Raw genomic sequence first — 22,846 nt, 5'->3', positions numbered from 1 at the left:
AAGATATAAAGGAGTATATTAATGAAAAACTATCTAATTCTAGCTGGCTGTTTACTTGTGTTTGGCTGTACTTCAACTACAAATAAACCAATGGAACTAGAGTATGCGGATTTAGCTGTTAGCTATGATGAATTAAAAGCAACAAAATGGCAGCAACTTGAGCGTTTTCCTGCCAGATATCCGAAAAAAGCGGTGCTCCAAGCAGCAGAAGGCTGCGCGACCATTGAGTATGTCATTACGCCAAAAAATGAGATTGAAGATATTCGAGTAATAGCCTCTACAAACCCTGTATTTGCCAGTGCGGCAAAAGATGTTATCACTAATTGGCATTGGAATGAGCTTGCGAAAAATATTACTGATAAAGCTGTGAAAACCCAAACCCGCTTTGATTTTTGTTTTGATACACCTGAGCAATCTTGCAAAGCACTCAAGCCTAACTATTCATGCCCTAGTAACGATATTATTTATTCTACGGGTACACGCGTTGTTAAATATACGAGGTAACTTGCTTTGTACTTTATCTTACTTATCGTCTTTAGTGCTATTTCACTCACTTGGTTTTTTCTCCGCTATAAAAAACTAAGTATTGAAGCTAATAATTACGTAAAAACCAATTACACAGAGCAGTGGCAAACATACGAAAGCCAAGCCCGCTTAATGAAAGCAAAACCTAACTCAATTGTGTTTCATTCAATCAAGAAAGGCGAATTGTCGGCAATAGATGATGGTGTTTTAAAAAATTTTAAGAAAAAACATCAGTATTTAGTCGCCCTACTTTGCCTTTCACCTTGGCTAGCTTCATTGCTTGCACAATTGATAGTTTACTTAAGTAAATAAAAAGCGCGGTGGATATCGCATCCATCGCGCTCTCGATTCAAAACTTGCCAGCGCCAATAAAGGGCTGACAGATTAAAGCGTATGTTTACAAACGCGCTTCAATCATCAGGCGCTTCATATCGCTTACTGCTTTTTCTAAGCCATCAATCGCTGCACGCGCAATAATCGCATGACCAATGTTTAATTCGTAAATTTCTGGCATTGCAGCAATTGGTTTTACATTGTGATAATTAAGACCATGGCCTGCATTAACAATTAAACCCAAGTTATCGGCATATTGTACGCCGTTACGAATACGTTCAAGTTCTGTGTGAAGTTCTTCGTCATTCTCTGCATCGGCATAAGCACCTGTGTGAATTTCAACGTATGGTGCATTACAAGCTTTTGCAGCGTCAAGTTGTGCATTGTCAGCATCAATAAATAACGAAACCTTAATTCCCGCAGCTGTCAGTTTTTCTGTTGCTGCTTTTACCTTTTCAAAATTACCCACAACGTCAAGACCACCCTCAGTAGTTAGCTCTTCACGTTTTTCAGGCACTAAACAAACATAAGCAGGTTTTACTTCAAGGGCGATGCCGATCATTTCATCAGTGACTGCAATTTCAAGATTCATACGTGTTTGAATCGTTTTTGCCATCACATATACATCACGGTCTTGAATATGACGACGGTCTTCCCGCAAATGGATGGTGATACCATCTGCACCAGCATGCTCTGCAACAGCTGCGGCATGCGCAGGATCTGGGTAACTCGTGCCACGCGCTTGGCGTAAAGTGGCAATGTGATCAACGTTTACACCAAGAAGAATATCTTTCATTTTTTTACCTGTTTAAAACAACGATTCAAGGCTGCTCATCAGCCTACTTAATAAATAACTCACGGCTTTTTAATGGCTTTTTGCCAAGTAAAGGCTTGAGTAAGTATCGACTTAATTGCTTTGCCATATATAACACATCAGGGGCGCTAAAGTCATGAGCTGCTATGGCATTTAATTGCTTCCCTGAAAAGCCACTATGGGGGTCGTCATGCAGCAAGAAACCGTATTCAGCAAAGTACTGATAATTTGCTGCATCGTTAATTACATCACCTTCAGCATCAACACTAAAATCTACGCCATATCCAAGCATCTCTAACAGTTGAAACTCATAAGAGCGTAGTACAGCTTGTAGGTTTTTAGTCGTTGATAATTCGTCGAGATGCTTCTTATAAAGATGATAAACACTTTCCATCGGCTCATTGATAGGTACGATACGGTTGGTTAATTCGTTCAAATAAAAACCGCAATAGAGTTGAGTACCCGACAGTACGGTTTGCCCGCCATGGGGCTCAAAACGATTGATGTATTTTAAATCTGACTTACCGCTGTATTGCACGAGCAGAGATTGAAAAGGTTGTAGTTGTGCTTTATGTTTAGTGGCCTGGCGACCACTAATGCGCGCCAGCATTCTCAGCTGACCTACGCCTTCTACCAGCATATCAAGCATTACTTGCGAGTCACTAAAAGGACGTCGGTGCAGCAAATATGCTGTGTAGAATTCGCTGTCCATGGCGTGTAAAACTTTACTTAGTCTTCACCATAGCCAAGGCTACGTAGCGCACGCTCATCGTCAGCCCAGCCAGACTTCACTTTTACCCAAAGTTCTAAAAAGACTTTGTTATCCAGCATGTCTTCAAGGTCTTTACGAGCTTCACGGCCAATCACTTTCAACTTTTCGCCTTTATTGCCGATCACCATGCGTTTTTGCGTTTCACGCTCAACAAGGATCAAGCCATTAATTTGCCAAACACCGTTTTCTAGCCATTTAAACTGCTCGATTTCAACGGTGACTGAATATGGAAGCTCATCACCCATAAAACGCATCAGCTTTTCACGAATAACTTCTGCCGCCATAAAGCGCATTGAACGGTCTGTTACGTAGTCTTCAGGAAAGTAAAACTCACAAAGCGGTAAACGCTTTTTCACTTCATCTTTGATTAAATCAATATTTTTACCCTGCTTTGCAGAGACTGGCATAATAGCCACAAAATCAAATTTACCACCCAAAAACTGCATGTGCGGAAGCACTAAATCACGGTCTTTAACTTGGTCAATTTTATTCATAACTAATAACACTGGACGACCACTTTGACGTACTTTGTTTAGCACCATCTCATCATCTTCATTCCAGTGTGTGCCTTCAACCACAAAGATTATAAGTTCTACATCGCCAATTGAGCTTGATGCAGCACGATTCATTAATCGGTTAATAGCGCGTTTTTCTTCAACGTGTAAGCCAGGTGTATCCACATAAACAGCTTGGTATTTACCTTCGGTATGAATACCCATGATACGGTGACGTGTAGTTTGTGGCTTACGAGAAGTAATCGACACCTTCTGCTCAACAATATAGTTAAGTAAGGTTGATTTACCTACATTTGGGCGGCCAACAATGGCAACCATCCCGCAGTGCGTGTCTAGCTCTGCAGGTTCTTTGCTAATTAAATCATCAAGATTCATTTTTAAGTATCTTTAAGGCTTTTTCAGCGGCTTTTTGCTCAGCTTTACGACGAGAGCTACCTACTGAGATAATGCTATCCATCCCTTCAACAATACATTCAACCGTGAATGTTTGATTGTGCGCTTGGCCTTTTGTATCTATTACAGTGTAGCCAGGTAACGATAATTTGCGCGCTTGTAAGTATTCTTGAAGTAATGTTTTAGGATCTTTTTGATTTAAGCCCGGCGAAATTGCGTCAAGACGCGACTCGTACCAGCTTAAAATTAACTCACCACATTGTTCAATGTTTGAGTCTAAGAACACTGCCCCAATAATCGCCTCAACGGCATCAGCTAGGGTTGATTCACGGCGAAAACCACCGCTTTTAAGCTCACCTGGACCTAAGCGTAAGTAATCGCCTAAGCCAAATTCAAGGCCGAATTCAGCTAATGTTTGACCACGAACTAAGGTCGAACGCATACGGCTTAAATCACCTTCGCGTGCTTTTGGAAATTTAGTATATAGCGCATTTGCAATCACAAAGCTCAAAATTGAGTCGCCAAGAAACTCTAAGCGCTCGTTATGTTGGCCTTTATGACTACGGTGCGTCATTGCCTGCTCAAGCAAAGCTTGATCAGTAAATATATAACCTATTCTGTTGTATAACTCTGTTACGTTTTTTTTCATCGTTACTGAATATTACCTAGGCGTTCAAAGCGAACACCAGTTGGAACCCAGCCTGGTAAAAAGTCATCTGGGCCATTTTCAAATTCAAAACTCATCCATATAAAGACGGCTTTACCTACCAAGTTTTCTTTAGGTACAAAGCCCCAAAAGCGACTATCTTGGCTATTATCACGGTTATCACCCATCATGAAATAATGATCGGCAGGAACAACCCACTCGTCTGAGCGTGTACCTGGTTGTTGATAATAACGGCCTTTCATTTCAGGAGCTTGCGGGTTAATCAAAATATTATGATTTACTGTGCTTAGGTTTTCTTCTAAACGCACTAAATTCATAGAACCCTGCTTGAACTCGTCACTATTGAGGATTTCCATATCAATTTTGTTGTATTCATTACACAGCAAATCACCTTGCTGAGTCACACCTTCGGCGCATTTCGGCTGAATATAAAGGTGCTTATTGCGATATACAATTTTATCGCCTGGTAAACCAATCGTACGTTTAATGTAATCCACACGCTCATCTAATGGGTATTTAAATACCACAATATCACCACGTTCAGGTTCATCAACGTCAACTAACTGACTACGCCAAATTGGATCTTTGATGCCATATGAGTACTTCTGTACCAAAATGAAGTCACCCACCAATAAGGTTGGCATCATTGAGCCCGATGGAATTTGAAACGGTTCAAAAATGAAAGAGCGGAAAATAGTAATTGCCGCAATCATTGGAAAAATTGATTTAGCCGTTTCAGTGATACTTGGCTCAGGCGCAATTAATGCAGCAGTTTCTTCGTCTAACTCACCACCTGCCGCGTTTTGAGCAAGGGCAATGCGTTGCTGACGCTTTGGCGCAAACATAAAGTGGTCAATTAACCAAATTAATCCTGAGCCTAGCGTTAACAACACTAAGAAAATAGAAAAGTAACCCGCCATGCATTAATTCCTTTATTTACTTCTAATTATTTACCAACTTTAAGGATAGCTAAGAATGCATCTTGAGGTACTTCAACGTTACCTAGTTGCTTCATTCGCTTTTTACCTTCTTTTTGTTTTTGTAGCAGTTTTTTCTTACGACTCACGTCACCACCGTAACATTTCGCGATTACGTTTTTACGTAATTGCTTAACTGTTGTACGCGCAATAACATGCTGCCCAATCGCTGCTTGAATCGCAATATCAAACTGCTGACGTGGAATTAAGTCTTTCAGTGCTTCAGCTAACTGACGACCACGTGATTGTGCAATATCGCGGTGTACAATAATAGCTAACGCATCAACACGCTCACCATTAATCAATACGTCAACACGTACCATGTCTGAAGCTTGGAAATGTTTAAAGTTATAATCAAGTGATGCAAAACCACGGCTTGTTGATTTTAACTTATCGAAGAAGTCCATTACTACTTCAGCCATCGGTAATTCGTACGTCACCGCAACTTGCTTACCATGGTAGCTCATTTTAGTTTGCATACCACGCTTTTCAACACAAAGCGTAATTACGTTACCTAAAAATTCTTGCGGTACTAATATGTTAGCTTCAACAATTGGCTCACGGATTTCAAGAATATTATTCACTGGCGGTAAGTCAGACGGGTTATCTATCTGTTTAGTTCCGTCTTTAGTCTCTACTTCGTAAATTACTGTTGGTGCAGTTGTAATAAGATCAATGTCGTATTCACGCTCAAGACGCTCTTGGATGATTTCCATGTGAAGCATACCTAAGAAGCCACATCGGAAACCAAAGCCTAGTGCAGTTGAGTTTTCTGGCTCGAAGAATAACGAAGCATCGTTCAAACTCAGTTTATCAAGCGCATCACGGAATGATTCATAGTCATCAGATGAAATTGGGAACATACCTGCGTAAACCTGTGGTTTAATACGCTGGAAGCCTGGTAAGCGCTCTGGAGCAGAGTTACGCTGTAAAGTAATAGTATCACCTACTGGTGCACCATGAATTTCTTTAATACCCGCAATTACGAAGCCAACTTCACCGGTTTTCAAGATGCCCGTGTTAGTTTGCTTTGGTGTAAAAATACCTACTTTATCTGCGATATGAACTTGATCATTCGACATGATCTTAATTTTATCGCCTGAGCGTAATTCACCGTGTTTAATACGTACTAATGATACAACACCTTGGTATGGGTCAAACCATGAGTCAATGATAAGCGCTTGTAGTGGCTTATCTTTGTCGCCTTCTGGTGGCGGGATATCTTTAACAATGATTTCGAGTACTTCTTCAATACCAATACCTGTTTTAGCACTACATTGCACAGCATCTAGGGCATCGATACCAATGATGTCTTCTATTTCTTCTGCTACACGAAGTGGATCGGCTTGTGGTAAGTCGATTTTATTTAGAACAGGAATAACTTCTAAGTCCATTTCAATTGCTGTGTAGCAGTTAGCTAAGGTTTGTGCTTCTACACCTTGACCCGCATCAACAACTAAAAGTGCACCTTCACAGGCTGCAAGTGAGCGTGATACTTCGTATGTGAAGTCAACGTGTCCTGGCGTGTCGATAAAGTTTAACTGGTATGTTTCGCCGTCTTTAGCTTTATAATTTAGCGTTACACTTTGCGCTTTGATGGTAATACCACGCTCACGCTCAATGTCCATTGAATCTAACACCTGCTGCTGCATTTCACGGTCTGTTAAACCACCACAAACTTGGATAAGACGGTCAGAGAGAGTCGATTTACCATGGTCAATATGGGCGATGATCGAAAAATTACGGATATGCTTCATAAACTGGATTCTAAACTTCTATATAAAATGGACTAAGTGTATAAAGCGGCAATTTTACATTTAATTGGCTTTAATCACCATCTATTTGAGTGAAAGGAATAGCAATTGGGTGAATTTTTATTACTTTAATATCATGCTTTAGGCTCTTAACCCTTGATTTAGCTATCACATAGCCCGTTAAGCCACCAATGGCGGCTGCTAAAATTTGCCAGCCCTCAGCAAGCGAAAAAGCCGCAAATGCGATTAAAGCAAACCCTAAACTAAACAAAAGTGGTAGCATATAAACAGCCATTGCATGTTTGACCAAGTGGCTATCATCGAGTGCCAAGGTTACTTTTTGCCCTACCTGTAGCTCTTTTTCGAATGTATAAGGAAAGGTTTTTTTTGCTGTTCCGAACAGCTTAGCAAAGATCTGCGAACCGCAGCGACCATTACAGCCAGCGCAAGCTTGCTTTTGCTCTGCTTCTAAATTCGCTGTCGTGCCTTTAACTGACACGACAGAGAGTGTTTGTTCAATCATAATTTAAAGAGGTCGCGCTACCGACTCTGCTATAGCTTTGGCTGTCATAGCTGGGATATTACCAACAACCGATACATCAAAGCTACCACCATTGTGAACATAGACCGTCGTCGCACCTGATGTTAAAGCACCACTTGCACGTTTACCGGGTAAGGGTCTTTGAATAAAAACAGACACTTCAACAAACCCATCTGAATATAAATAATAGTCAGCAAGTTCATTGTTTAAGTCGAGTTTATGACGGTCTGATTTTAACAGCTTAAAGCCATCAGGGAGCCAGCCAATTTTCCAATCATTCGCTGCGCCGTCGCTATCACTGGCAATATCATTCGTTGAAAGCACAGCAGGAAACTCACGGTTTTGCATTTCAACTAACATCGGCGCAGGTTGCTCTGTAACGCTAATATGAGTTAGTTGTAATTGCTCTAGCATCTCACCTTTGTGATTTACATAGGCTGATTTAAGTAACAACGAAGACTCTGTATCAAGCCAGATCCAATAGTTATATTTGTATTCATCTTTAGATTCGATGCGCACTAACTGTGCAGAACGACCAGCAATACGACCTTTTCCGCCAAGAACAAAGTCATAATGAGCACTTAGTCTATCGATGTCTTTAAAAAGCACTTCGGGAATAGGTCCAGCTATAGAGTCTGTTTTGACTGAATAAGGCTCAGAATGCGGTTCAAAATAAGTAACTTGATCATCAACACGCACCATTTCAAGACCAGCACCGTTAAGCAAACTTAAATGCTCAAGTTCGATATCATTTTGTTTTGCATGTAACCATCGATACGGTTCCATCGTTTGGCCTTTTACAACTACAAACGATGCATCAAAATTGCGAGTATGAACGGCCGTAGCCATATCATGTAATAATGTTTTGGCGGGATTTTCGTCGCTAGCAATGGCAGGGGCCGTTAATACCAGCGACAAAATAAAAGTAAAAACTTTCATTTAATTAGTTTTTTTCCTCTTCTGCATTTTCTGCAGTTTGCGATTCTTCTAGCGAATATGCAACACGCGCTTGACGTTGATGTTCAAGAACTAATGCACCAATACGTTGCTGTTGTAATTCACGTAAACCTTGCTGAGCATTCTCTAACGCAGGTTGCTCAGATGAGTAACTTACCGGAGAAGCCATACCGGTTAACGGTACTGTTTGTAAGGTTGGAATGTCATTTTGTGGTACTTCGGTGTTTTGTGGCAAAGTTTGTACGCCCACAATCGCAAACATAGCAACACTGGCAGCAATTGCCACTTGGGCAAATGGACGACGCCAATTAAATGCTACTACGTTATCTGTGCCTGTTGCCGCCACGATTTCTTCGCTTTTTGGTACCGTTGTTTTATTCGCGAAATCAGCGTATACAGGTTCTTGCTCAAGTGCTTCAGCCACTGCATCTGCAATGTCAAAGTTAAAAGCGTTATTATTTGCCTCAGCACGCATTACATCACCAATCATTGCGTAACGACCAAATGTAGACACATCGTCGTTTGTGATCGCTTGATCAGTTAACTGCTGCTCGCCGTCAAGTAACGCGGATAACTGCTCATTATCCAACTTGTTAACGTCTGCTTTTGTCATACTAAGACTCACCTATTAATGGATTCAATTTATTATCAATCGCCTCACGGGCACGGAAAATACGTGAACGTACCGTTCCCACAGGACAATCCATAACCACGGCTATTTCTTCATAGCTCATACCTTCAATTTCACGAAGGGTAATCGCGGTTTTAAGATCTTCAGGCAAACTATCAATCGTATTAAAAATTACAGCACGTACTTCGTCACTTAATAACAGGTTTTCTGGCGATGCGTTTGAACGCATAGCATCAGCACTGTCATAAAACTCTGCCTCTTCGGCATCAACATCGTTAGCTGGGGGCTTACGGCCCTGAGCAACTAAGTAATTTTTAGCACAATTTACGGCGATACGGTATAACCAAGTATAAAAGGCGCTATCCCCTCTAAAGTTAGGCAATGCACGGTAGGCTTTAATAAAGGCTTCTTGTGCGACATCAGCAACATCACCTTGGTTTGATACATAACGTGAAATCAAACCTGCAATTTTATTCTGATATTTTCTAACTAATAGGTTGAAGGCGTTTTTATCTCCTTGCTGGACCCTTTTAACTAGCGCTAAATCCAAATCCTGCTCGCTCATTCGAGCCGGTACTCCTCTGTTTGATTCTTGCTTGCTATTCATATACTCGCCATTGTTTACACAAACTCTGACTGCACCATGAATATAAAAGTTCAGTTTAAAATGATTTTTTTATAAAATAGCACGCAAATAAATTGAGTCATACCAATCTTATTACACGGAAATCCTAATAACTGCCTAAAAATCAACGGTTATCTATATTAAATTCACAATTCAAAACAGTTAACAATAAACTGTTTATGTGACGATAAAACTAATAAGATTGGTATAACGTATTAAAATGACTAATAGTGTTAAAGCAAATATGGTACATATACGTATACCACATAAAAATTTATTTGCTCAAACTTTTGGCACTACTAGCCGAGCATTGTAACCGCAAAGACCACAGACATGAACCAAAATAAACATCACATTACTGATGTCGCTATCATTGGCAGCGGCGCCGCTGGCCTTTCTCTTGCTTTATCTCTAGCTAATCACTGTAAAGTGACAGTACTTAGTAAAGGAGCGTTAACCGAAGGTTCTACCTTATATGCTCAAGGTGGTATTGCAGCAGTATTTGACAAAAAGAATGACAGCATTGAATCTCATGTTGAAGACACGTTGGATGCAGGTGGCGGATTATGTGACCGCGACGCAGTCCACTACACCGCTAGCAATGCTAAAAAGTGTTTAAAGTGGCTCATTGAACAAGGCGTGCCTTTTGATATGGAATTTGATTCAAAAGGTAAAGAACGTTTCCATTTAACCCGCGAAGGCGGTCACAGCCATCGTCGCATATTACATGCTGCTGATGCTACAGGTCGTGCAGTACAAACGACCTTAATTAGCCAAGTTCAAGCACACCCTAATATCACCCTATTAGAAAACTACAATGCCATTGATTTAATCACTGATAAAAGCCTAGCTAAAAAAGGCAAACATGTTCATGGCTTATATGTTTGGAACTGTGTCGATAAAAAAGTTGAAACAATTAAAGCAAAGTTCGTTTCACTTGCTACAGGTGGTGCAAGTAAAGTGTACTTATATACCTCTAACCCTGATGTATCCAGTGGTGATGGTATCGCTATGGCATGGCGCGCTGGGTGTCGTGTCGCTAATATGGAGTTTAATCAATTCCACCCAACTAGTTTATATCACCCAGAACTGCAAAACTTTTTAATCACAGAAGCAATGCGAGGTGAGGGAGCTTACTTAAAACGCCCTGACGGCACCCGCTTTATGAAAGATTTTGACGAACGCGGAGAACTTGCTCCTCGCGATATCGTTGCTCGCGCTATCGATTTTGAAATGAAACGCCTTGGCGCGAACTGTGTATACCTTGATATTAGTCATAAAGAAAAAGATTTTATCATTGAGCATTTCCCGACTATCTACGCAAAATGCTTAAGTGTTGGTCTCGACATTACCAAAGAAGCCATTCCGGTAGTACCCGCTGCACACTATACCTGCGGTGGTGTTATGACCGACTTCAATGGCCGCACAGATTTAGACAACCTTTATGCGGTTGGCGAAGTAGCTTACACAGGCTTACATGGTGCTAATCGCATGGCCAGTAACTCACTACTTGAATGTATTGTATTTGCTCATGCTGCCGCAAAGGATATTTTAAGCAAAATAGATTCAAGCCCAGCCCTTGAAGCTTTACCACAATGGGATGAAAGTCGTGTAACTAACTCAGACGAAGAAATTGTTATTACCCATAATTGGCATGAGCTAAGATTATTTATGTGGGATTACGTCGGTATTGTCCGTTCTACAAAACGCTTAGAGCGCGCGCTTCACCGAGTAGAGTTACTACAGCAAGAAATTCATGATTACTACGCTAACTTTAGGGTTACAAATAATTTGTTAGAACTTCGAAACTTAGTGCAGGTCGCAGAGCTTATTATTCGCAGCGCACTTGAGCGCAAAGAAAGCCGTGGCCTTCATTACACTATTGATTATCCTGAGCAAAACGAGAATCCCACACCAACAATTTTAACCCCTAAGACGGTTGCTGCACTGCAATAATCGCACGCTTTAACCGCGAATAACTCATTTCATCAACACTGGCTGCATTAATTATCAGCCAGTGTGATTTATAAAACCCCGCCAGCCTTAGCACTACAAAATTAGCAAACACATAACTTTTAGCCATTATCTGGCCTTGAATTTTAAGATTGTCGTTCACGAACCTAAGCTCTGCTTGCTCTAAAATAATAACGCCATTTTCAGGCTGCGCATGTTGGGCTTTTTTAAAACACAGAATGGCTAGAAAAAGACAAGCTAAACACGCCAAAAGCTGAGCAATAACATGCTGGTAAGCAAAGCATAATATGATGGCTATCAAGCAAAAAAAGACCACAAAGGGTTTGTGGTCTGTGGTGTTATTTGTAACGGTAAATCTATACACGAACTCGGTCTAAAATTAACGCGACCATACCGTTTAGCTCTGGGTCCTTACACTCTTCGTGACCCATAAACCATGCGAATAAATCAGGATCATCGCACTCAAGTAAGCGTTGAAAAACAGCTTGCTGTTCTTTTGATAGTGAGTCAAACGCTTCTTCAACGAATGGCATAAATAAAACATCTAGTTCTAACATACCGCGACGGCATGCCCAACGAATACGTTCTTTACTGTGAATTTCAGTCATTTTAAACCTCGTACTTATTTGTCTGCAGTTTACCAAATTGCTATCGAATAAACAGCTATTTAAATTGCTACCCTAACTAAGTTATCATTAGCGCTCATTCATATCGTAAAGAAGGTTTTTATGTCGACTGTTTACGCATGTCCTTTATCTTATTCACTTATCAGCCTGACAGGCAAAGATAAGTTATCTTACCTTCACGGACAAATCACGCAAGATATCAACAAGTTAAGCAATGATAACTTCCTTTGGGCTGGCCACTGTAATGCAAAAGGCAAGCTTTGGGGTGTGTTTAGGTTGTTTTCTCACCTTGACAGCTATTACCTGGCAGGTTCAAAGCCTGAGGTAGAACAATCTCTAGTCGAGTTAAAAAAATATGCTGTATTTTCGCAAGTAGAAATTCAGCAATCTGAAAAACAGCTAATTGGCTTATTAGGTGATGACCTAACAGCGGCTTTAGAAACCTTAGCAATTACTTTTGATGATGAGCATAACGCAGTCGATTTTGCTGACGGTAAAGCCCTCAAGCTTGCAAATAACCGCGTATTACTTATGGTCAATGATGAGTTTAGCTTACCTGATAACGTAATAGCGCTTGAAGATGACGCTCCATGGCAACAAGCAGCTATTGCTGCTGGTGAGCCATCATTAAATAGCGATGCTATTGGTGAATACGTACCGCAAATGGTTAACTTGCAAGCGCTCGGTGGTATCAGTTTCAGAAAAGGCTGCTACACAGGGCAAGAAACCGTAGCCCGTATGAAATACCTAGGCAAAAATAAACGTGCTATGTATATCGTGTCAGGCAAAGCTGAAGGCTTACTTGATGAGCTTGAACTTGAAACACAAATGGGCGAAAACTGGCGCCGTGCCGGCAAGCTTATCAGCCAAAGTTATAATCAACAAACGCAAACCTTAATGGGTCTGGTTGTGCTTCCTAACGATAATGAAGCAGGCCAAATTTTGCGGGCAAAACACCTCCCTCAGGTAGAGTTATCAATTCAAGCTCTGCCTTACTCTCTCGAAGATGAATAAATAGGAATGACTATGATCGTAGCAGCAAACAAAGTGGTAAAAATGCATTATTCAGTATTGGATAATAACAAAAACACCATCGACAACTCTTTCGATGGTGAGCCACTAGTGTTCATCGTTGGCACAGGTTACTTAATTCCAGGCCTCGAAAATGCGCTATTAGGTAAAGAAGCAGGCGACACATTCAGCGTAACCGTTGAACCAGAGCAAGGCTATGGTGAGCGTCACGATGACCTAATGCAAGCAGTACCAAAATCAATGTTTGAAGGTATGGAAATTGAAGTTGGTATGCAGTTCCGCGCTACGACAGATGCTGGCGACCAATCAGTGATGATCATCGAAATTCAAGACGAAGACGTCATTGTAGATGGTAACCACCCTCTTTCAGGTATTACGCTACATTTTGATGTTGAAGTACTTGAAGTACGCGATGCAACTGAAGAAGAGTTAGCACATGGTCATGTGCACGGTGAAGGTGGTTGTGGTCACAGCCATTAAAATATAGACATAAAAAAAGCGCCTATGGCGCTTTTTTTATGTCTATATACTGCTGTCAAATAGCTGATCATTTACTCTGCTTCTGACGTAGCCTCTTTGCTAATTTCTGGTAAAGCTTCAGTAATATGCAATTTAAGTGCAGCAAGTAAACCATCTTGGTCGTTGGTTCCTAAGCGATAGTGAGTACCGTCTTTCATTGCCAGTTCTACAGCACTGAATCCTGATACACTATAAACCCAACCATCATGAGTAATACGAAGGCCTATGCCATGTCGAAATGAGTTACTTACCGCTCGAACAGACTCAATCTCATCAAAAGCTACTGTTTTACCAAATACACCAGGTCCAAATGCCCAGCTTACGGTTTTATCGTTGACCTTGATGGTTAAACCATGGAATAAAAAGGCCACCAGCACCAAAATAGCGCTAAACACCATGAGCGGAATATCTGCACCAATTAAATTCCAAGCTAAGGCGATGAAGCCGCCAATCCAGCCTAATATAACAAAAATAAAAATAGCGTACTGCTTATGTTGATACATAGTGAGGTATTCTCTTAAAAGCTATAAACAAAGGTCGCACTCAGCTCAGAATCGTACTTAAGCTTATCTTCCTCTGGTTTTGAGTTATAGCGATACATATAGGTAAATTTGAGTGAAACATCACCCATGATTTTGCTGATCAATGAGGTTTCTGATTTTAAACGCGAGTTTAACCCTGACAACGATTGCTCATAACTAACGTCTTGATTAAAGCGAGTTCGCGCAGAGACCGTACGCTCCCACTGCAGCGCTAAACGAAGTAGATAACCCGTTTTTGTTTGATCTTCTTCTGTAGCCGTATCTTGATCAGCCACCGAACGATATAAACCAGGGCCAACATCGATATCGACTTTATTCTTACTGCCTTGATAAATGCGATTACCGTAACCAGTCGCTACTGTGCTCTTAAACTCAAGACCACTAAATTTATCTCGCTCGTAGTCACCATAAATGAAAAACGACTCATTTTTCACATTTAACTTATAGTTGCCTTGGCCTGATACAAATATTCGATCAGCTGAGACTTCTTCATCACCGGTTTCTTCATTGCGGTCACGTTTGTATAAAGTATCGAGCTTAAATTGGTTGCGCCATTTTTCAAAATCTTGGTAGAGATTACCTTTGAGTTTGAAACTAGTTGAGTTGGTATTGCCACGACTTACCATAAAGCCAAACTCCATATCTCCATACAGCAACTCGCCTTTATGAATTTTATGAATTTCTTCTTCTGATAATTGTCCGTATTCATGAAAGTCTTCAAACGGATCAACAGCAAAAGCCTGCCAACTGCATACGAGCAGGGCGGGCAAAATAATTCGTTTTATTGAATTAAAACAACTAAAAGTAGAGTCAAACATCGGCTGGAGAGTTATTCGCTATCTTTCCATAGGATGTGGCAAAACGGTGCATCTTTGTCTCGGCTAATTAATATTTTCGCAAATAAAATATCTTGATTGTCGAATTCAAGCCCTACTAAGACTTGCACAAACAGCTCAGGTTCAATTTCTAGTGCAACAAAATCTTGCCACAGCTCGTCAGGCTCACCTTCTTCAATAAAGCCAAGCTCTTCTCTGTGCTCGTTAAAATAAGCAATATCTTGCTCGCTTAAGTTATCAGGCGCTAACTCTAAAAAGATATCATAAGCCTGATGAGTTACTTCTTCTTCACTGTATAAGCGTGGACCAGCCATTCCTTAAACCTCTGCACATGTGTATCGCTTTGAATTCGGCTATGATAACAAACCTCTTTTGAGTTTTACCAAAAAAAAAGCCAGGTTACCCTGACTTTTTTGTAATTTTAAGAATTTTTACTCTGAACTCGCTGTGCCTTTTATTTTTTCACGCATTGATTGCACTAATGTATAAAATAGCGGAACTAACAAGGTGCCAAAGATGGTTGCAGCTAGCATCCCAAATAACACGGTAATACCGAGCGATATACGACTACCGGCCCCTGCGCCACTTGCAAACACCAGCGGTAATACACCAAGCACAAACGAGAGTGCCGTCATTAATACAGCCCTAAAGCGTAATCTTGCAGCGTTAAGAGCCGCTTCAAAAATACTTTTACCTGCCGCGCGCTCTTCCATAGCAAATTCAACAATTAAAATAGCGGTCTTGGTGGATAGACCAATCAGGAGCACTAAACCAACCTGCGCATAGATGTTGTTTTCCATACCAATCACATATAGCGCAAGCATGGCGCCAAATAACGCCAGCGGTACCGCTGCAATTACCGAGAACGGAATTGTCCAACTTTCGTATTGCGCTACTAAGAATAGATAAACAAACACCACCGCTAAGCCAAACAAGATGGGCGCCATATTTCCGGCTTCAATCTCTTGTTTCGATTGCCCAGCCCACTCATAGACATAGCCCGTTGGTAGCTGCTCAGCCAACTCTTGCATTGCTTTAATAGCATCACCACTGGCATAACCCGCTGCTGGCTGTCCGCTAATACTGGCGCTGCGATATAAATTAAAATGGGTCAAACTTGTTGGACCAAGAATTGGCTCAAGTTTAGCTAAAGTGGTGAGCGGCACCATTGCCCCCTCATCATTTCGTACATAGTAGTACTGCAAGTCTGCAGGGTTTTGACGAAAACGGCTTTCCGCCTGCATGATAACGCGGTAAGTACGGCTAAATTGGTTAAAGTCATTAATGTATAACGACCCTAATTGCGCCTGTAAAGTTAAGAAAATATCACTAAGCGCTACCCCTTGAGCTTTTGCCTTATTACGGTCGATTTCAAGAAAATACTGTGGAACGTTCGCTCTAAATGTACTGTAAACATTAGAAAGCTCTGGACGCTGGTTGGCTTCATAAATCAGGCCATTTAACACTTGTGCAAGCTCAGCAGGCTCACGCCCTTCGCTGTCTTGTAATCTAAACTCAAAGCCAGCACTCGTGCCAAGACCCGGTATTGAAGGAGGATTAAATGCCATGATTTGCGCATCTGGCATAGCCCAAAACTGACCCATTAAACGCGTCAGTACCGCGCGTAATCCAAGCTCCGGACTTGTACGCTCTTCCCAATCTTTGAGCACGACGATACCCAAAGCATTATTAGAACCTGCACCACCTAGTAATGAAAAGCCAGATACCGCAATAAAATCGGTTGCGGCAGGTTCATTTTTCACTATATCACCCAGTTTGTGCATCACTTCTTTAGTACGACCGCTTGCTGCGGCATCAGGTAATTGCACATCAACAAAAAGAAATCCTTGGTCTTCTGCTGGAACAAAGCCCGTAGGAACTGTTTTCACCAACCACCCTGCCGCAGCAAAAATAACCACTGCAAACAGCGCCATTCTTGCTGTGCGTTTTAAGATAAATTGAATAACCTTACTGTAGCCACTGGTCGAGCGAGTAATAATATTTTCGAAAGGCGCTAACCATTTAATCGGCTTCATGGCCTTTTCATTTAACAATAAAGCACACAAAGCTGGGCTTAATGTCAGTGCGTTTAAAGAAGAAATGAGTACCGCAAACGAAATAGTCACCGAGAACTGTTTATAAAGCTCCCCTGTTATTCCGGGCATAAAGCCAACAGGCACAAACACTGCAAGCAATACTAAGGTCGTTGCCACTATTGGCCCCGATACCTGCTCCATCGCTTTTGTGACCGCTTCTTTAATTGGCAATTTTTCTTCTTTAAGTATTCGCTCAACGTTTTCAATTACAATAATGGCATCATCCACAACAATACCTATTGCAAGGACTAAACCGAATAAAGTGATCAAGTTGATGGAGTAATCCATCATCATCATAAACGCGAAAGTCCCCACTAACGATACTGGAATAGCAACCGTTGGAATAAGCGTAGCGCGCCAATTTTGTAAGAATAAAAACACGACTAAAATAACCAAGCCGACCGCTTGAACAAGAGTAATAACCACTTCGTCAATAGAACGATTGATGAACTCTGTTGTGTCGTAAGGGATTGAGTACTCAACACCATCCGGTAGCTGTTTAGCAAGCTCTGCCATACGTGCTTTTACATCAGCAGCAACTTGAGTCGCATTCGCTTCTGTCAGCTGATAAATAACAATAAACGCAGTGTCTTGCTGGTTTAGCTTTGCTGTTGTACTGTAACTTGCTGCACCTAATTCAATACGTGCAATATCGTTTAAGCGTACAAAGTTGCCATCTTTGCTTGAGCGAATAATGGTTTGACCAAATTCTTCAGGGGTTTTTAAGCGCCCTTTAGCTTGAATTGAATATTCAAACTGCTGACTCGGTTCAGAAGGCGCAGCACCAAGCTTACCCGCAGCGACTATGGTATTTTGCTCTTGCAACGCAGCTCGAACCTCTGACACCGTTAATCCAAGTGATGCCATCCGATCAGGGCGTAACCACAAGCGCATAGAATAAGTTTGCTCGCCCATTACTTCAGCAGATGCAACTCCATTAATACGCCCTAATGGCTCTGTTAAATAGTTTGTCGCATAATTACTCAAGAAAATTGCGTCGATATTTTCTTGGTTCGAATATAAGTTAATACCCAGTAGCATCGAGCTCGATTTTTTCTTAACCGACACACCTTGACGTTTCACCTCTTCAGGTAAGCCTGCTTCAGCGAGTGCGACGCGGTTTTGTACGTTAACTTGGGCTATATCTGTGTCTGTTCCGACCTTAAAGTACACAGTTATATTAGCCGTACCGTTATTAGAAGATGTTGATTCGATATACATCATATCTTCAACACCATTAACCTGCTCTTCTATGGGCCTGATCACCGACTCTTCAACTATTTGTGCACTTGCACCTGGGTAACTGGCACTAATTTGAACTTGCGGAGGTGTAATTTGCGGGTACATATTCACTGGCAACAATGCCATTGAAATTAAACCCGCAATAGTAATAACAATCGATATTACCAAGGCAAACTTTGGGCGAGATATAAAAGTTTTACTGATCATATCTCAATCCTAAGAGTTAGCTTTGCTAGAAATAGTGCCAGTTGTCTCATCGACGTTTTTTTCAACCGCTTTCACTTCAGCACCTTGACGAACTTTTTGTAAACCTTCGATTATGACTTTTTCACCAGCTTCTAAGCCTGACTCAACCACCCACATAGCATTAATGCGACGACCAAGTTTGACGATACGCATAGCAACTTTATTTTCATCATCAACAACAAGTACAAACTTACCTTGCTGGTTTTCTTGTACCGCTACTTGTGGAATGAGTGCCAGCTCCTGTTTATTGGTACTTTCAACGATTAAGGTAACAAATAAGCCAGGCATAACTATGCCATCAGGGTTATCAAATTCAGCTCTAAGCTCAACCGTACCTGTGTTTCGATTAATTTTAGTATCTGCGAAATCCAGTACACCTTTGTCAGGAAATGTCGAGTTATTCGGTAAACGCAAAGTTAAGTCAATGGGCACATCACGAGGGTCTTTATCTGAAGGTGCTTGATGTTGCTGGCGATAAGAGATGTAATCTGCTTCTTCAACCTGAAAGCTCACGTAAATTGGGTCAACATCGGTAAGCTCTGCGAGTTCATTTGATGATGGACCAACAATATTGCCAACATCATAATTTACTTTACCAATACGCCCTGCAAACGGTGCACGAATATCTGTATAACTTAAATTAAGCTTTGCTTTTTCAAGCTCTGCCTCAGCCGCTTTTACAGCTGCAGCCGTTTGCTCAAAGTTAGTAGTGAGTTTATCGAGGTCTGATTGTGAAATAAAACCTTGTGCGGCCACATCTCTTCCGCGCTTTAAATCACGTTCAGCAGCATCCGCTGCAGCAATTTTACTTTTCAGGTCAGCTTCAACTTCTGCGACCGTTGAGCGATATTCAGATGGGTCAATCCTTAGTAAAAGCTGATCTTTTTCAACAGACGAGCCTTCATTAAAGTGACGTTCTATTAATTCCCCCTCAACTCGGGCTCTAATTGCGACCTCTTGGAATGCTTCAGTACGCGCAACAAATTCTCGGTAATTACCAACTTCTTGTGTGACGACATTAAATACTGATACGGCCGGTGGCGGCGTAGCTTGTTGTTGTGCTTTATCATCTGAACAGCCAACCATTGTGGTTGTTAAAGCTACTGAAAAAGCAGCAAAAGCCAAAGAACGAGATGATTGTTTAGTTATGCGAGCTGTGTTGCGCATCAGCATATTTTTACTCCTTGTAGCGCGACTTAAAGCTAAGTCTAGTCGTGTCATGGGATTTTGTGAAAGTATCTAACTATTCACAAAACCAAACTAGCTATGAACTAGCATCTTTGTTTTAAAAATATACATCAATTTGTAACTAAATATATGACAAGGTTACCCATTTTTGGAAAATATAGTGATTCCTTGCGACACATCAGCAATTCTTTACTTAGTTGTAATTAACTCGTAAGCTCTAGCAAACAGGTCAGAGGAGTTACCATGATAAAACTAGAAATAAAACAACAAGTCGCATGGGTTAGCCTTGTTCGTCCCGAGAAACAAAATGCACTAAGTTTTGCTATGTTTGTTGAGCTTTCAAACGTAATAAAAAAAATTAAACGCGATCGCAATTTGCGCGCTGTCGTTATATCTGGCGAAGGTGGACACTTTTGCTCTGGGCTAGATGTTGCTGCGGTGATGAAAAAGCCGAGTAATATCGTCAAACTCTTATTCAAATGGTTACCAGGAAACCAAAACCTAGCGCAGAAAGTCGTGTTAGGTTGGCAAGATTTAAGTATTCCAGTGATTGCTAAAATTAACGGACATTGCTTTGGTGGCGGCATGCAAATCGCACTCGGTGCTGATTACCGCATCGTCGATAAAAATGCCAAATTAGCCATCATGGAAGCGCGTTGGGGCCTTTGCCCAGATATGGGGGCTAACGTGGTACTTGCTGGCTTGATGAAACGCGACCAAGCTCTTTGGTTGGCAAGTCATGCAGGCCCTATCTCGGCTGAAGACGCAAAAGAATATGGCTTAGTTACGCAACTAACTGATGACATTGATAAACAAACAGACGCTGTACTCGAAACACTGATGGCCCGCTCGCCGGATACCCTTGCTGCAATTAAACGAATTACTCAGCAAAGCTATCGCTCACAGCAGCGCAAAATTCTCGCTAAAGAAACATGGAGTCAAATTCGTTTACTGATGAACCCTAATACCAAAAAGGCTATTGCGAAGGCGAAAGGCGCTGAAGACATCAAATTTAATAATGCAAAATCATGGTAAGCTAAAGTCGCATAGTACAACTGACAAGGGTATGATGTAGTTGTACTTTATTCGCAATTATCCTGACTCATGAAATACCTCATCAGTAGTATCATTATTCTTGGCTGTTTAGCCGTTGCTAAATATTTGACGGCTTTGCTTGAAAGCTCTTTCCCTGCCCCATTGCTAGGTATGGTGTTACTGCTTGTATTACTGTTAACGGGCCTAGTGAAAGAACAACACTTAAAACCGACAGCCAGCCCTTTACTTAATTATATGCCGTTATTTTTCATCCCAGCTGGGGTTGGCATTATTGAGCACCTAGGTTTAATTACACAGAATTGGCCTTTATTACTGACTATTTTTTTTGTAGTGCCACTGACCAGTGTTTTACTAATAGGCTCTGTTATTGCTTACTTTAAAGGACGTGAAAATGACAGTTAGTTTATGGTGGCTAAGCGTTCCTTTTATTATTGCTCTTTTCTTAGTGTTACGCTTTTTGAACTCTAAAGCACACCATGCCATTCCTAAAGCACTTAGCAACCCTGTGTGCTGGGCAATTGTCTTAATTGCGGCGCTGTTAGTGATATTTAAACTCCCTTATGCACCTTTTGCCGAACACAGTAAAATTTTAAGTTGGTTACTTGAGCCTGCGATTGTGGCTTTAGCTTTACCGCTTTATCAGCAATTTATACATGTAAAAAAGAACCTACTATTAATTCTTATAAGTTGTAGTTTAGGGGTATTCAATGCGACGCTGGTAGCATCGCTAATATGCTATATTTTTGACGCACCCACGCAGTTAAGTGCATCACTTGCCAGCTTGTCAGTAACGACACCGATCACTTTATTAGTGACAGAATCACTGGGGGGCATTCCCTCTTTGGCCGCAGCAATGGTGATCTTTATTGGCGTATTAGGGGCTATTTTTGGTAATTTGATTTTCTCGCTGATAAATATTCGCAACGCTCAAGCAAAAGGCGTTGCCATTGGCACTGCATGTCACGCCATTGGTACAGCGTCATTGATTGCTGATCAGCCAAAAGCTGGCGCCTTTGCCTCTGTAGCTATGGCATTAAGCGCACTACTAAGCGCTATTATAGTGCCAATACTCTATCCTGTTATTCAGCATATTCTGGTATAGTCAACGCTCGCAGTAACCTTGTTAGGAAAACACATGATTGACTCAGAAATACAACAAGTCGAAAAATACTACAATCTGATAATGGAATATTTAGTCACCTATAGCATGCAAATTGTAGGTGCCATCTTAATTCTATTTTTTGGCTTATGGATTGCGCAAAAAGTATCGAATATGGTGGCTGGCCTCATGCAGCGTCATAATATCGATATCACCCTCACCAACTTTGTCAGTAATGTCATAAAAGTATTGCTGATCATCATGTTCTTAGTTATTGCCCTTGGTAAAATAGGCATTAGCGTCACGCCTTTTGTGGCAGCGATTGGTGCCGCATCATTAGGTGCAGGTTTAGCAATGCAAGGCATGCTCTCAAACTACGGCGCTGGTCTTGCGATCATTGCAACAAGGCCATTTGTCGTTGGCGATACTATCGAAGTGAAAGGAGTAAGCGGACAAGTTAAAACCATTGAGCTTGGCCACACGATTCTTATTAACGAAGAAAAAGTCGAAATCACCATTCCTAACAAACATATTGTTGGCGAGATTTTACATAACTCGTTTAGCTATTCACTAGTCAAAGGCGAAATAGACATAGCTTATGATGCAAATGCTGACCTAGCTATTGAGCTTATCGAAAAAGTCTTAAACGATCATGAGCTAGTTAGTGACTCTCCTCACGCACAAGTAGGTATTGAGCGCTTTGCACAAAGCGGTGTTACCTTGAGCTATCGCTTTTGGGTGCCAACCACCAAAATTATAGAGACTAAATTAGCGGTTAACCGCAATGTATTTAAAGCAATTCAGGGGGCGGATATCGAAATTCCTTTCCCACAACGGATTGTTACCCTGAATCAAAATTCCGAAAAAGGCGCTTAATAGCCTTTTT

26 protein-coding genes are annotated in these 22,846 nt (G+C 41.3%); 9 read left to right on the top strand and 17 right to left on the bottom strand.

Annotated elements, in window-relative coordinates:
* Positions 1-21 precede the first annotated feature (21 nt).
* A complete protein-coding gene (locus J3455_RS04055) occupies positions 22-504 on the top strand; it encodes an energy transducer TonB (RefSeq protein WP_130052134.1) in 483 nt (160 codons plus the stop codon).
* Between the two features lie 6 nt (positions 505-510).
* Positions 511-837: a hypothetical protein gene (locus J3455_RS04050; RefSeq protein ID WP_167657893.1), complete on the top strand. Its 327-nt coding sequence runs from the start codon at positions 511-513 to the stop codon at positions 835-837.
* Between the two features lie 85 nt (positions 838-922).
* Here J3455_RS04050 and pdxJ read toward each other — a convergent pair whose 3' ends face one another.
* The 10 genes from pdxJ to rpoE form a co-directional block, all read right to left on the bottom strand.
* Positions 923-1,654, bottom strand: a complete 732-nt coding sequence (gene pdxJ, locus J3455_RS04045) for a pyridoxine 5'-phosphate synthase (protein WP_349561164.1) — start codon at positions 1,652-1,654, stop codon at positions 923-925.
* A gap of 43 nt (positions 1,655-1,697) precedes the next feature.
* Positions 1,698-2,384, bottom strand: a complete 687-nt coding sequence (gene recO / locus J3455_RS04040) for a DNA repair protein RecO (RefSeq protein WP_130052137.1) — start codon at positions 2,382-2,384, stop codon at positions 1,698-1,700.
* A gap of 17 nt (positions 2,385-2,401) precedes the next feature.
* Positions 2,402-3,334, bottom strand: a complete 933-nt coding sequence (gene era, locus J3455_RS04035) for a GTPase Era (protein WP_167657892.1) — start codon at positions 3,332-3,334, stop codon at positions 2,402-2,404.
* Complete coding sequence (gene rnc, locus J3455_RS04030; RefSeq protein ID WP_256854799.1) at positions 3,324-4,001, bottom strand: ribonuclease III; 678 nt, start codon at positions 3,999-4,001, stop codon at positions 3,324-3,326. The genes era and rnc overlap by 11 nt, the downstream gene beginning before the upstream one ends.
* Positions 4,002-4,003: 2 nt before the next feature.
* Entirely contained in the window at positions 4,004-4,939 is a 936-nt protein-coding gene (gene lepB, locus J3455_RS04025) for a signal peptidase I (RefSeq protein WP_062566752.1), read from the bottom strand.
* A 26-nt stretch (positions 4,940-4,965) separates the two neighbouring features.
* Complete coding sequence (lepA, locus tag J3455_RS04020) at positions 4,966-6,753, bottom strand: translation elongation factor 4 (protein ID WP_054554335.1); 1,788 nt, start codon at positions 6,751-6,753, stop codon at positions 4,966-4,968.
* A gap of 70 nt (positions 6,754-6,823) precedes the next feature.
* Entirely contained in the window at positions 6,824-7,273 is a 450-nt protein-coding gene (locus J3455_RS04015; RefSeq protein WP_178926682.1) for a SoxR reducing system RseC family protein, read from the bottom strand.
* Between the two features lie 3 nt (positions 7,274-7,276).
* Positions 7,277-8,230, bottom strand: a complete 954-nt coding sequence (locus J3455_RS04010) for a MucB/RseB C-terminal domain-containing protein (RefSeq protein WP_349561162.1) — start codon at positions 8,228-8,230, stop codon at positions 7,277-7,279.
* Positions 8,231-8,234: 4 nt separating this feature from the next.
* Complete coding sequence (locus tag J3455_RS04005; RefSeq protein ID WP_130052142.1) at positions 8,235-8,861, bottom strand: sigma-E factor negative regulatory protein; 627 nt, start codon at positions 8,859-8,861, stop codon at positions 8,235-8,237.
* A 1-nt stretch (position 8,862) separates the two neighbouring features.
* Complete coding sequence (gene rpoE / locus J3455_RS04000; protein ID WP_036969086.1) at positions 8,863-9,444, bottom strand: RNA polymerase sigma factor RpoE; 582 nt, start codon at positions 9,442-9,444, stop codon at positions 8,863-8,865.
* A gap of 393 nt (positions 9,445-9,837) precedes the next feature.
* On the opposite strand from rpoE, the gene nadB reads away from it, so the two are divergent.
* The gene (gene nadB / locus J3455_RS03995) at positions 9,838-11,460 is read left to right on the top strand and encodes an L-aspartate oxidase (protein ID WP_349561161.1); all 1,623 of its coding nucleotides are present in this window, start codon (positions 9,838-9,840) and stop codon (positions 11,458-11,460) included.
* Here the strand turns inward: nadB and J3455_RS03990 are convergent.
* Together J3455_RS03990 and J3455_RS03985 are read right to left on the bottom strand one after the other, a co-directional pair.
* Positions 11,435-11,794, bottom strand: a complete 360-nt coding sequence (locus tag J3455_RS03990; RefSeq protein ID WP_345779675.1) for a protein YgfX — start codon at positions 11,792-11,794, stop codon at positions 11,435-11,437. The genes nadB and J3455_RS03990 overlap by 26 nt on opposite strands.
* Positions 11,795-11,834: 40 nt before the next feature.
* A complete protein-coding gene (locus J3455_RS03985; RefSeq protein ID WP_054562257.1) occupies positions 11,835-12,086 on the bottom strand; it encodes an FAD assembly factor SdhE in 252 nt (83 codons plus the stop codon).
* Between the two features lie 120 nt (positions 12,087-12,206).
* On the opposite strand from J3455_RS03985, the gene ygfZ reads away from it, so the two are divergent.
* Together ygfZ and J3455_RS03975 are read left to right on the top strand one after the other, a co-directional pair.
* The gene (gene ygfZ / locus J3455_RS03980) at positions 12,207-13,118 is read left to right on the top strand and encodes a tRNA-modifying protein YgfZ (RefSeq protein WP_178926680.1); all 912 of its coding nucleotides are present in this window, start codon (positions 12,207-12,209) and stop codon (positions 13,116-13,118) included.
* Between the two features lie 12 nt (positions 13,119-13,130).
* Positions 13,131-13,616 carry an FKBP-type peptidyl-prolyl cis-trans isomerase gene (locus J3455_RS03975; RefSeq protein WP_130052146.1) on the top strand — a complete coding sequence of 162 codons (486 nt, stop codon included), beginning with the start codon at positions 13,131-13,133 and terminating at the stop codon, positions 13,614-13,616.
* A gap of 71 nt (positions 13,617-13,687) precedes the next feature.
* On the opposite strand, the gene J3455_RS03970 is transcribed toward J3455_RS03975, so the two are convergent.
* The 5 genes from J3455_RS03970 to J3455_RS03950 form a co-directional block, all read right to left on the bottom strand.
* Entirely contained in the window at positions 13,688-14,158 is a 471-nt protein-coding gene (locus tag J3455_RS03970; RefSeq protein WP_297330027.1) for a hypothetical protein, read from the bottom strand.
* 14 nt (positions 14,159-14,172) lie between these two features.
* Positions 14,173-14,967 (bottom strand): DUF481 domain-containing protein, encoded by a 795-nt coding sequence (locus J3455_RS03965; RefSeq protein WP_372799659.1) that lies wholly within the window; start codon positions 14,965-14,967, stop codon positions 14,173-14,175.
* Between the two features lie 59 nt (positions 14,968-15,026).
* Positions 15,027-15,347, bottom strand: coding sequence for an HI1450 family dsDNA-mimic protein (locus J3455_RS03960; RefSeq protein ID WP_349561159.1), 321 nt, complete (start codon positions 15,345-15,347; stop codon positions 15,027-15,029).
* A 117-nt stretch (positions 15,348-15,464) separates the two neighbouring features.
* Positions 15,465-18,578: an efflux RND transporter permease subunit gene (locus J3455_RS03955; RefSeq protein WP_130052149.1), complete on the bottom strand. Its 3,114-nt coding sequence runs from the start codon at positions 18,576-18,578 to the stop codon at positions 15,465-15,467.
* A 9-nt stretch (positions 18,579-18,587) separates the two neighbouring features.
* Entirely contained in the window at positions 18,588-19,790 is a 1,203-nt protein-coding gene (locus J3455_RS03950; protein ID WP_239977317.1) for an efflux RND transporter periplasmic adaptor subunit, read from the bottom strand.
* Between the two features lie 258 nt (positions 19,791-20,048).
* On the opposite strand from J3455_RS03950, the gene J3455_RS03945 reads away from it, so the two are divergent.
* The 4 genes from J3455_RS03945 to J3455_RS03930 all read left to right on the top strand — a co-directional run bounded on the left by J3455_RS03945 (position 20,049) and on the right by J3455_RS03930 (position 22,836).
* Entirely contained in the window at positions 20,049-20,840 is a 792-nt protein-coding gene (locus J3455_RS03945; protein ID WP_130052150.1) for a crotonase/enoyl-CoA hydratase family protein, read from the top strand.
* Positions 20,841-20,909: 69 nt separating this feature from the next.
* Positions 20,910-21,263 carry a CidA/LrgA family protein gene (locus J3455_RS03940; RefSeq protein ID WP_130052151.1) on the top strand — a complete coding sequence of 118 codons (354 nt, stop codon included), beginning with the start codon at positions 20,910-20,912 and terminating at the stop codon, positions 21,261-21,263.
* Positions 21,253-21,963, top strand: coding sequence for an LrgB family protein (locus J3455_RS03935; protein WP_167657887.1), 711 nt, complete (start codon positions 21,253-21,255; stop codon positions 21,961-21,963). The genes J3455_RS03940 and J3455_RS03935 overlap by 11 nt, the downstream gene beginning before the upstream one ends.
* Before the next feature lie 33 nt (positions 21,964-21,996).
* Positions 21,997-22,836, top strand: a complete 840-nt coding sequence (locus tag J3455_RS03930) for a mechanosensitive ion channel family protein (protein ID WP_130052153.1) — start codon at positions 21,997-21,999, stop codon at positions 22,834-22,836.
* Positions 22,837-22,846 lie beyond the last annotated feature (10 nt).

The sequence above is a fragment of the Pseudoalteromonas sp. NFXS39 genome (assembly GCF_040148775.1).
Classification (GTDB): domain Bacteria; phylum Pseudomonadota; class Gammaproteobacteria; order Enterobacterales; family Alteromonadaceae; genus Pseudoalteromonas; species Pseudoalteromonas apostichopi.
Note: the sequence above shows the minus strand (reverse complement) of the source record. Positions and strands in the feature narration are given on the sequence as shown.

Excerpts from the sequence above, each read along its gene's own strand:
- pdxJ (WP_349561164.1), bottom strand. The coding sequence starts at position 1,654 with ATGAAAGATATTCTTCTTGGTGTAAACGTTGATCACATTGCCACTTTA.
- rpoE (WP_036969086.1), bottom strand. The coding sequence starts at position 9,444 with ATGAGCGAGCAGGATTTGGATTTAGCGCTAGTTAAAAGGGTCCAGCAA.
- J3455_RS04055 (WP_130052134.1), top strand. The coding sequence starts at position 22 with ATGAAAAACTATCTAATTCTAGCTGGCTGTTTACTTGTGTTTGGCTGT.
- J3455_RS03985 (WP_054562257.1), bottom strand. The coding sequence starts at position 12,086 with ATGACTGAAATTCACAGTAAAGAACGTATTCGTTGGGCATGCCGTCGC.
- J3455_RS03975 (WP_130052146.1), top strand. The coding sequence starts at position 13,131 with ATGATCGTAGCAGCAAACAAAGTGGTAAAAATGCATTATTCAGTATTG.
- J3455_RS03940 (WP_130052151.1), top strand. The coding sequence starts at position 20,910 with ATGAAATACCTCATCAGTAGTATCATTATTCTTGGCTGTTTAGCCGTT.
- J3455_RS03970 (WP_297330027.1), bottom strand. The coding sequence starts at position 14,158 with ATGTATCAACATAAGCAGTACGCTATTTTTATTTTTGTTATATTAGGC.
- recO (WP_130052137.1), bottom strand. The coding sequence starts at position 2,384 with ATGGACAGCGAATTCTACACAGCATATTTGCTGCACCGACGTCCTTTT.
- lepB (WP_062566752.1), bottom strand. The coding sequence starts at position 4,939 with ATGGCGGGTTACTTTTCTATTTTCTTAGTGTTGTTAACGCTAGGCTCA.
- J3455_RS03930 (WP_130052153.1), top strand. The coding sequence starts at position 21,997 with ATGATTGACTCAGAAATACAACAAGTCGAAAAATACTACAATCTGATA.
- J3455_RS03955 (WP_130052149.1), bottom strand. The coding sequence starts at position 18,578 with ATGATCAGTAAAACTTTTATATCTCGCCCAAAGTTTGCCTTGGTAATA.
- J3455_RS04015 (WP_178926682.1), bottom strand. The coding sequence starts at position 7,273 with ATGATTGAACAAACACTCTCTGTCGTGTCAGTTAAAGGCACGACAGCG.
- J3455_RS03945 (WP_130052150.1), top strand. The coding sequence starts at position 20,049 with ATGATAAAACTAGAAATAAAACAACAAGTCGCATGGGTTAGCCTTGTT.
- ygfZ (WP_178926680.1), top strand. The coding sequence starts at position 12,207 with ATGTCGACTGTTTACGCATGTCCTTTATCTTATTCACTTATCAGCCTG.
- lepA (WP_054554335.1), bottom strand. The coding sequence starts at position 6,753 with ATGAAGCATATCCGTAATTTTTCGATCATCGCCCATATTGACCATGGT.
- rnc (WP_256854799.1), bottom strand. The coding sequence starts at position 4,001 with ATGAAAAAAAACGTAACAGAGTTATACAACAGAATAGGTTATATATTT.
- J3455_RS04010 (WP_349561162.1), bottom strand. The coding sequence starts at position 8,230 with ATGAAAGTTTTTACTTTTATTTTGTCGCTGGTATTAACGGCCCCTGCC.
- J3455_RS03935 (WP_167657887.1), top strand. The coding sequence starts at position 21,253 with ATGACAGTTAGTTTATGGTGGCTAAGCGTTCCTTTTATTATTGCTCTT.
- J3455_RS03950 (WP_239977317.1), bottom strand. The coding sequence starts at position 19,790 with ATGCTGATGCGCAACACAGCTCGCATAACTAAACAATCATCTCGTTCT.
- nadB (WP_349561161.1), top strand. The coding sequence starts at position 9,838 with ATGAACCAAAATAAACATCACATTACTGATGTCGCTATCATTGGCAGC.
- era (WP_167657892.1), bottom strand. The coding sequence starts at position 3,334 with ATGAATCTTGATGATTTAATTAGCAAAGAACCTGCAGAGCTAGACACG.
- J3455_RS04005 (WP_130052142.1), bottom strand. The coding sequence starts at position 8,861 with ATGACAAAAGCAGACGTTAACAAGTTGGATAATGAGCAGTTATCCGCG.
- J3455_RS03960 (WP_349561159.1), bottom strand. The coding sequence starts at position 15,347 with ATGGCTGGTCCACGCTTATACAGTGAAGAAGAAGTAACTCATCAGGCT.